General features: G+C 70.5%; 8 protein-coding genes. 5 read left to right on the top strand and 3 right to left on the bottom strand.

The genetic code is table 11. From position 1 onward, the window contains the following. The 3 genes from PKE44_RS12765 to PKE44_RS12755 form a co-directional block, all read left to right on the top strand. On the top strand, window positions 1-711 hold a 711-nt coding region (locus tag PKE44_RS12765), incomplete at its 5' end, for an MFS transporter (RefSeq protein ID WP_324551771.1). Window positions 712-809: 98 nt separating this feature from the next. Further along, window positions 810-1,271 carry a hypothetical protein gene (locus PKE44_RS12760; RefSeq protein ID WP_324551769.1) on the top strand — a complete coding sequence of 154 codons (462 nt, stop codon included), beginning with the start codon at window positions 810-812 and terminating at the stop codon, window positions 1,269-1,271. 60 nt (window positions 1,272-1,331) lie between these two features. Continuing rightward, window positions 1,332-2,159: a hypothetical protein gene (locus tag PKE44_RS12755; protein ID WP_324551768.1), complete on the top strand. Its 828-nt coding sequence runs from the start codon at window positions 1,332-1,334 to the stop codon at window positions 2,157-2,159. On the opposite strand, the gene PKE44_RS12750 is transcribed toward PKE44_RS12755, so the two are convergent. From PKE44_RS12750 to PKE44_RS12740, 3 genes are all read right to left on the bottom strand, one after another. Continuing rightward, window positions 2,125-2,955 carry a transglutaminase family protein gene (locus PKE44_RS12750; protein WP_324551767.1) on the bottom strand — a complete coding sequence of 277 codons (831 nt, stop codon included), beginning with the start codon at window positions 2,953-2,955 and terminating at the stop codon, window positions 2,125-2,127. The two genes, PKE44_RS12755 and PKE44_RS12750, sit on opposite strands and share 35 nt — an antisense overlap. A gap of 191 nt (window positions 2,956-3,146) precedes the next feature. Then, window positions 3,147-4,226 (bottom strand): alanine racemase, encoded by a 1,080-nt coding sequence (gene alr / locus PKE44_RS12745; RefSeq protein ID WP_324551766.1) that lies wholly within the window; start codon window positions 4,224-4,226, stop codon window positions 3,147-3,149. Between the two features lie 140 nt (window positions 4,227-4,366). Next, on the bottom strand, window positions 4,367-5,620 hold the full coding sequence (locus PKE44_RS12740) for a D-amino acid dehydrogenase (RefSeq protein WP_324551765.1): 1,254 nt from the start codon (window positions 5,618-5,620) through the stop codon (window positions 4,367-4,369). 229 nt (window positions 5,621-5,849) lie between these two features. Here PKE44_RS12740 and PKE44_RS12735 point away from each other — a divergent pair, with 229 nt between their 5' ends. Beyond that, window positions 5,850-6,332 (top strand): Lrp/AsnC ligand binding domain-containing protein, encoded by a 483-nt coding sequence (locus tag PKE44_RS12735; RefSeq protein WP_324551764.1) that lies wholly within the window; start codon window positions 5,850-5,852, stop codon window positions 6,330-6,332. A gap of 281 nt (window positions 6,333-6,613) precedes the next feature. Then, the gene (locus PKE44_RS12730; protein WP_324551763.1) at window positions 6,614-6,943 is read left to right on the top strand and encodes a cytochrome c; all 330 of its coding nucleotides are present in this window, start codon (window positions 6,614-6,616) and stop codon (window positions 6,941-6,943) included. The last annotated feature ends 182 nt before the right edge of the window (window positions 6,944-7,125 follow it).

Raw genomic sequence — 7,125 nt, 5'->3', positions numbered from 1 at the left:
GGGCCGCTGCTCGCCGCGGCGCTGCTCGGGCTCGGCGTGCCGCTGCGCGAGCTGTTCCTGTGGACGGCGCTGCCTGGTGCGCTGACGCTCTGGCTGATCTGGCGCGTGCCGGAAACGCCGGTCATCGCCGCTCCCGCCAGCACGGCGCCCGCCCCGGCTGCCGGCGCGCCGCTGCCACCGGCGCTGCGCCGCTATCTGGCGATTTACGCGCTGTTCTCGCTCGGCAACGCCTCGAACCTGTTCCTGCTCTGGCGCGCGCACGAACTCGGGCTTGCCGATGCCGCGCTGCCGCTGCTGTGGGCGCTGGTGTCGGCGGTCGCGATGCTGGGCTCGGCGCCGCTGTCGGGACTGTCGGATCGCATCGGCCGGCGCCGGCTGATCGCCGGCGGCTGGACGCTGTTCGCGCTGGTCTACGCGCTGCTCGGCTGGCCGGGGCTGCCGCCGGCGGGGCTGTGGCCGCTCGCGGCGCTGATGGGTCTGCATCTGGCCGCGACCGAAGGCACGGCGAAGGCCCTGGTCACCGATCTCGCACCGGCGGCGGACCTCGGCCGGGCGTTCGGCTGGTATCACCTGATCAGCGGGCTGTGCCTGCTGCCGGCCTCATGGCTGACCGGCACGCTGTGGGCGGCGCATGGCGCGCCGCTCGCCTGCGCCTGGGCCGGCGGCTGCGCGCTGCTCGCCGCAACCCTGCTCGCGTTTACCAAACATTAATCTATGCCGGCACGCTCATTCAGCCGTGTTATGTTGAAACGGTGCCTGCAACAGGCACGCGGATTCACTTCCTCCACATCCGACAGGGAACGGTCACGATGCGACTGCGCGAATACCTCCATCGCACCCACTCGTGGACCAGCACGTGGCTAGGGGAATTGTTCCTGCCGTCCGCCGTGCTGTCCCGGCTGCCGCCGGCTGACCGTCAGCTGGCCGAATCGATGCACGAACTGCTGCGGGCCGAAATCATCCGCCAGCTCGATGCCCGCCATGCCGCCGCCGCCGCGCGGCGCAATGAATTCCTGCTCGCCGCCACCGGCAGTTCTGCGCGACTGCCGCGGCCGGTGCTCGGCACCGGCGCCGGCCATGTGCCGTCCGAACACGATGTCTCCCGCGCCCGGGCGCTGGCGCTGTACCGGCGCGACGATGAACTGGCCGAACTCGCCTGCCTGTTCATCGGCCAGGAGGCGCTGGCCGCGCACATGGACCCGGAACTGGTCCGCGAGCGCGATCCGGCCGAAGAGCTCTGGCAGCAGCGCTTCGGCACAAGCGCCGTCTGAACCGCCGGCAGGCACTACGCTGCTGCGACCCGCTCCCGGGTCCTGCGCAGTGCCGCCACCATGCCGCTTCCGCTTTCGCCTTCTGCAGCCGGCCTCCTTTCGGCTTTCCTGCTCGTCGCCGGCAACGGCCATGCGGCGCAGATCACGTATCTCGATCAGCAGCGCTCGGCCGCAGTCGATGCGCAGGTGCGCGTACTCGACTTCGGTCACGGCGAACTGCAGAGCGCCGTCGGTCATGATCTCTCGGCCGCGGCCCCCGGCGATTTCAGTCCGTTCACGGCCGGCAGCAACGTCACCGGCCTGTTCGTATCCGACTACGGCGCCAACGCCAGCGCCGACGGCTTCGCGAACCACGCCTCGACGCTGGCCGCCGACGGCATCCGCTTCACCGGCGACGTGGCGATGTATGCCGCCGGCTCACCGGGCTCGCCCGGCATCCCGAGCGTCAGCGGGCTGGCCGAAGTGCTGATGGGGGTGCGCTTCGTGCTCGACGAAGCGGCCACGCTGGAACTGTCGCTGGACAGCGATCCGAACGGCGGTTTCGACTTCCGGCTGCTCGGGGCCGGCGCTTCGGTGGTCTGGGACCAGACCAGCCTCTACAGCCCGGCCACCGGCCCGCAGTTCACGTTCGTGATCCACCTGCCGCTCGCCGCCGGTGAATACCGGCTCGATGCAGCGCTGCGGGCCTATTCGAGCTTCGACAACGATACCGGCTACTCCGCCACCAGCTTCGCCAGCTTCGCGCTGACGCTGCCGGCGAGCGTCATCGCCGAGCCGCACCCGGCGATGCTGCTCTGCGCGGGTCTGGTGGCGACGGCAACCGCCATGCGCAGACGCCCCCGGCCCTTGCCGCTCACGACGCCGCTGCGTACTGCGGCTGCGGCTTGAGTTCCTCGGTCACGACCCGGAAGCCGCTCAGCACGTTCGGCCCGAAGGTGCTGCTGATCGCGACATCCGAGGCATCGCGTCCGCGTGCGATCAGCACGCGGCCGATGCGCGGCTGGTTGTTGCGCGGATCGAAGGTGTGCCAGTGCTGGCCGATGTAGGCCTCGAACCAGGCCGAGAAGTCCATCGGCCCGCCCGGCGGCACGCCGATGTCGCCGAGATAGCCGGTGCAGTAGCGCGCCGGGATGTTCAGGCAGCGGCAGAACGCGACGGCGAGGTGCGTGAAGTCACGGCAGACGCCGATGCGCTCCTCGTGCGCCTCCCAGGCCGTGCGCGTCGCGCGCGCATGGTGATAGCCGAAGCTGATGTGCCGGTGCACGTAGTCGCAGATCGCCTGCACGCGTGCCCAGCCCGGCTGGATGTGGCCGAACAGCTGCCAGGCGATCGGCATCAGCCGTTCGGTCTCGCAGTAGCGGCTGCCGAGCAGGAATACCAGCGTCTCCTCGGGCAGGGTCTCGACCGGATGCTGCTGGGCCTCGGGCACGCAGCGATCGAAGGTGCCGGGGTCCCGGATCAGCGCGTCGCTGCGCACCGTGAAGCGCCCGGCCGGTGCCACCAGCCGCGTACAGAGGTTATCGAAGCCGTCCTGGTAGGTCTCGGTCAGCACGGCCGGCTGCGTCTGCATCCGGTCCGGCTCGATCAGATCGGCGCGACGGGACGGATGCACATGCAGCGTCAGGATCATCGGCGTCGGCTGCGGAAGGTCCCAAGTGAGTTCGTATCCGATGCGAATGTGCATGGCGGTCAGCGTCTCGGCTCGGCGGTCGCAGGTGCGACCGGCATTGGCGGAAAGGACAGACCCGCCGCGCACCGATCCGGAGCTTCATGAAGCGCCCGTCGCCTGCGGCGGGCCGCATTCAAGGCCCCTGCCGGCATTGGCAAGGATGCCGGCATGACTGTTCCGACCGCAGGCTGCCGGCGGGGTTCGCGTCAGCCGTCGATCACGCGGACATGCACGCGCGCCGCGAGGTTGCAGAAAAGTTCGTAGGCAATCGTGCCGGCGGCCTCGGCGACGAGTTCGGCCGGCAGTCCCTCGCCCCAGAGCGTCACCGGATCGCCGATGCGCGCCCCGGGCTGCTCGCCGAGATCGACGCACAGCATGTCCATCGACACGCGCCCGACCACCTGCGTGCGCCGGCCGTTGACCAGCACCGGCGTGCCGCTCGGCGCGTGGCGCGGATAACCGTCAGCGTAGCCCATCGCGACCACGCCGATCGTCGTATCGCGCGGGCAGCGCCAGGCGCCGGAATAGCCGACCGGCTCCCCGGCCTGCAGGCGCTTGACCGAGATCAGCGCGCTGCTGAGCGTCATGACCGGCTTCAGGCCGTCCTCGGGACCGGTGCGCCCGAGCATCGGCGTCGCGCCGTAGAGCATGATCCCCGGCCGGATCCAGTCGTGATGCGCCGCCGGCCAGGCCAGCACGCCGGCCGAGTTCGACAGCGCCCGGCGCACCGGCAGGCCGGCCGTGGCGGCGGCGAAGGTTTCGAGCTGCGCGGCGGTCTCGGCGCGCGCCGGCTCGTCGGCGCAGGCGAGGTGGCTCATGACGCCGATCGGCGGCGCGACGTTCGCGCAGACGCGCAGGCGCGCAAGCAGCGGCGCAACCTGCTGCGGACGCACGCCGAGGCGGTGCATGCCGCTGTCGAGCTTCAGCCACACGCGCAGCGGCGTGGCCAGCCGGGCGCGCTCCAGCCATTCGACGTGCAGCGGGTCATGGATGGCGATCTCGAAATCCTGCTCGGCGCACACCGGCAGCTCGTCGGCCGAGAACACGCCTTCGAGCAGCAGCACCGGCTGCGTGGCACCGGCGGCGCGCAGCGCCAGCGCCTCCTCGATGCAGGCGACGCCGAGCATGTCGGCATCGGCGAGTGCCGGCAGCAGGCGCGCGGCGCCGTGGCCGTAGCCGTCGGCCTTGACGATGGCGATGGCGCGCGCACCCGGTGCCGCGGCGCGGGCACAGGCGAGGTTGTGCCGCAGCGCGGCGAGATCGATGACGGCGTGGGCGGGACGCATCGGGCAGGGACTCCGGGCAGGTACGGTGCGTCGCCTCCCGCAGGCGGCGGCGACGCTGGAATGTCATCGACGCTTATCGTGCGCCTTCGTGAACGGGACGGGGGACTGCATGCGCAGGCCCCGGCAGGCGGTGAGCGCCCTCAGCCGTAGCGCGCCATCGACAGCCCTTCGGTGTCGATGTCCGGCGTGCGTCCGCCGATCTGGTCGGTGAGCACGCGCGCCGAGCCGCAGCACATCGTCCAGCCGAGCGTGCCGTGGCCGGTGTTCAGCCACAGGCGCTTCAGCGGCGTGCGGCCGATGATCGGCGTGCCGTCCGGCGTGTTCGGGCGCAGGCCGGTCCAGAGTTCGGCGCGGCTCACGTCGCCGCCGCGCGGGAACAGGTCGGTGACGACGTGGCGCACGGTGTTGCCGCGCTCGTTGGTCAGCTGCAGGTCGTAGCCGGTCAGCTCGGCGGTGCCGGCGACGCGGATGCGGTCGCCGAGGCGCGTGATCGCGACCTTGTGGGTCTCGTCCATGACCGTCGATACCGGCGCGAACTCCGGATCGACAACGGGTACGGTGATCGAGTAGCCCTTCACCGGGAACACCGGGATGTGGTAGCCGAGTTCCTGCATCAGCTTGGTCGAATAGCTGCCGAGCGCGCAGACCACGGCATCGGCGGTCTCGCGACCGCGGTTGGTCAGCACGGCGGTGATCTCGTCGCCGCTACGCTCCAGCCCGAAGATCGCCGTGCGGTAGCGGAATTCGACGCCGCGCGCCGCGGCCATCTCGGCGAGGCGGTTGGTGAACTGGAAGCAGTCGCCGGTCTCGTCGCCGGGCAGGCGCAGGCCGCCCTGGATCTTGTCGCTGACCAGCGCGAGCGCCGGCTCGGCGGCCACGCAGCCGGCCCGGTCGAGCACCTCGTGCGGCACGCCGAGGCTCTTCAGCACCGCGATGTCCTTGGCCGCCCCGTCGATCTGCGCCTGCGTGCGGAACACCTGCAGCGTGCCCTGCTGGCGGTCGTCGTAGTGCAGGCCGGTTTCGGCGCGCAGCCTGATGAACTGGTCGCGGCTGTACTCGGCGAGCCGCATCATCCGCGACTTGTTGAGCTCGTAATCCTTCGCGTTGCAGTTCATCAGCATCTGCCACATCCAGCGCCACATCGCCGGATTGATGCGCGGGCGGATCACCAGCGGCGCATGCTCCATGAACATCCACTTGATCGCCTTGACCGGCACGCCGGGACCGGCCCACGGCGCCGAGTAGCCGGGCGAGATCTGGCCGGCGTTGGCGTAGCTCGTCTCCAGCGCCGGTCCGGGCTGGCGCTCCAGCACGATGACCTGATGGCCGGCCTGCGCGAGGTACCAGGCGGTGGTCGTGCCGACGACACCGGCACCCAGAACGACGATCTTCATGGCAAACACACTCCCGTGACCGGCCCGCAGCCGGCTGAAACTGGACAGGGGAACCGGCGGCTTCGACGGCATACAAGGTCGGCACCGGCAACATGCACTATGTTACCGGCCGTACTGCAGTGGATTTTCCGGATCAGAACCTCATGCACAGCAGAATGCCCCGAAGATTCGAGACTGCCCGCCCCGCGACCGCAAAGCCTGCGCCGCGGCCGTGTCCGGAATGCCTGCAATGAGCGGACCGCGCAGGCTCGACCGTCTCGACCGGCGCATCCTGCAGCAGTTGCAGGCCGCCGGCCGCCAGACCTGGGTCGAGCTGGCCGCGGCGGTCGGGCTGTCGCCGTCGCCGTGTCTGGAGCGCGTGCGCCGCCTGGAGAAGGACGGCGTCATCCGCGGCTACGCGGCGCTGGTGGAACCCTCCGCGGTCGGTGCCAGCCTGCTGGTGTTCGTCGAGATCAGCCTCGACTACACGACGCCCGACATCTTCGAACGCTTCCGCGCCGCCGTCGCCGGCCTGCCGCAGATCCAGGAATGCCACCTGGTTTCCGGCAACTTCGACTATCTGCTGAAGGCGCGCATCGGCGACATGGCCGAATACCGCGAACTGCTCGGCCTGTTCCTGCGCACGCTGCCGGGCGTGCGCGATTCGCGCAGCTTCGTGGTGATGGAGACGGTCAAGGAGACGCAGGCGGTGTTCGTGCCGGAGACCGGGTGAACGCGGCCGGCGACCGGCAGACACCCGTACCCGCTTCACCGCTTACAGCGATCACAGGTAAACGCATGGTTTTTCTCCCCCGTTCGCCAACCCCGCGCCCACGCGGGGCGAGGGGCTGAAAAGCAAAGCGTTCTGATGTGATCGGCATTACCTCCTGCCCTACTCCCTGCTACCTCCTCTGCCCGCCCGCCAGTTCCCTGCCGCTTGATGGGTATCAAGGGCGCTGGCTGCTCCGGCGCGGTGCAATGCGCGGCATCTGCACTGTCATGGAGCCGCCGTCCATGCGAATCCGCACCTTGCTGCTTCCCGCGCTCGCGCTCGGCTGCGCGCTGGCGTCGCTGCCGGCAACGGCCGAACCGTCGCCGGCGCGCCAGCGCGAGCTTCGCCACCTCGTGCGCCAGGACTGCGGCTCCTGCCACGGCATGACGCTGAAGGGCGGGCTCGGCACGCCGCTGCTGCCCTCGGCGCTGGCCGGCAAAACCGATGCGCTGCTGGTCGCGACCGTGCTCGACGGCCGGCCGAACACGGCGATGCCGCCGTGGCGCGGGCTGCTTACCGAAGCCGAAGCCGTGTGGATCGTCGCGCAGCTGCGCGCCGGCCTGCCCGAATGATCGAACGCTCCCCCTGCGTGAGGACTGCCGCGATGCGAACCGACCCGTCCGTCTCCGTTCCTGCTGCCCGCCAGCCCGCCGACGGCCGGCCGCGGCTGCGCTCGCTGCTGCTCGCGTTCGTGGCGATCGCCGCCGGCCTGACCGGCCTGGCCCGCAGCGCCCCGACCGACGAAGCCGTGGTC

Origin of the sequence: Plasticicumulans sp. (genome assembly GCF_035331805.1) — a bacterium.
In the GTDB taxonomy this organism is placed as follows: Bacteria; Pseudomonadota; Gammaproteobacteria; order Competibacterales; family Competibacteraceae; genus Plasticicumulans.
The sequence above is the reverse complement of the archived record's forward strand: the minus strand, read 5'-3'. Positions and strand labels throughout refer to the sequence as shown.

What these genes read in the sequence shown, in the direction of transcription:
- PKE44_RS12755 (WP_324551768.1), top strand. Translation starts at nt 1,332, where the DNA reads ATGCCGCTTCCGCTTTCGCCTTCTGCAGCCGGCCTCCTTTCGGCTTTC.
- PKE44_RS12750 (WP_324551767.1), bottom strand. Translation starts at nt 2,955, where the DNA reads ATGCACATTCGCATCGGATACGAACTCACTTGGGACCTTCCGCAGCCG.
- PKE44_RS12730 (WP_324551763.1), top strand. Translation starts at nt 6,614, where the DNA reads ATGCGAATCCGCACCTTGCTGCTTCCCGCGCTCGCGCTCGGCTGCGCG.
- PKE44_RS12760 (WP_324551769.1), top strand. Translation starts at nt 810, where the DNA reads ATGCGACTGCGCGAATACCTCCATCGCACCCACTCGTGGACCAGCACG.
- PKE44_RS12740 (WP_324551765.1), bottom strand. Translation starts at nt 5,620, where the DNA reads ATGAAGATCGTCGTTCTGGGTGCCGGTGTCGTCGGCACGACCACCGCC.
- alr (WP_324551766.1), bottom strand. Translation starts at nt 4,226, where the DNA reads ATGCGTCCCGCCCACGCCGTCATCGATCTCGCCGCGCTGCGGCACAAC.
- PKE44_RS12735 (WP_324551764.1), top strand. Translation starts at nt 5,850, where the DNA reads ATGAGCGGACCGCGCAGGCTCGACCGTCTCGACCGGCGCATCCTGCAG.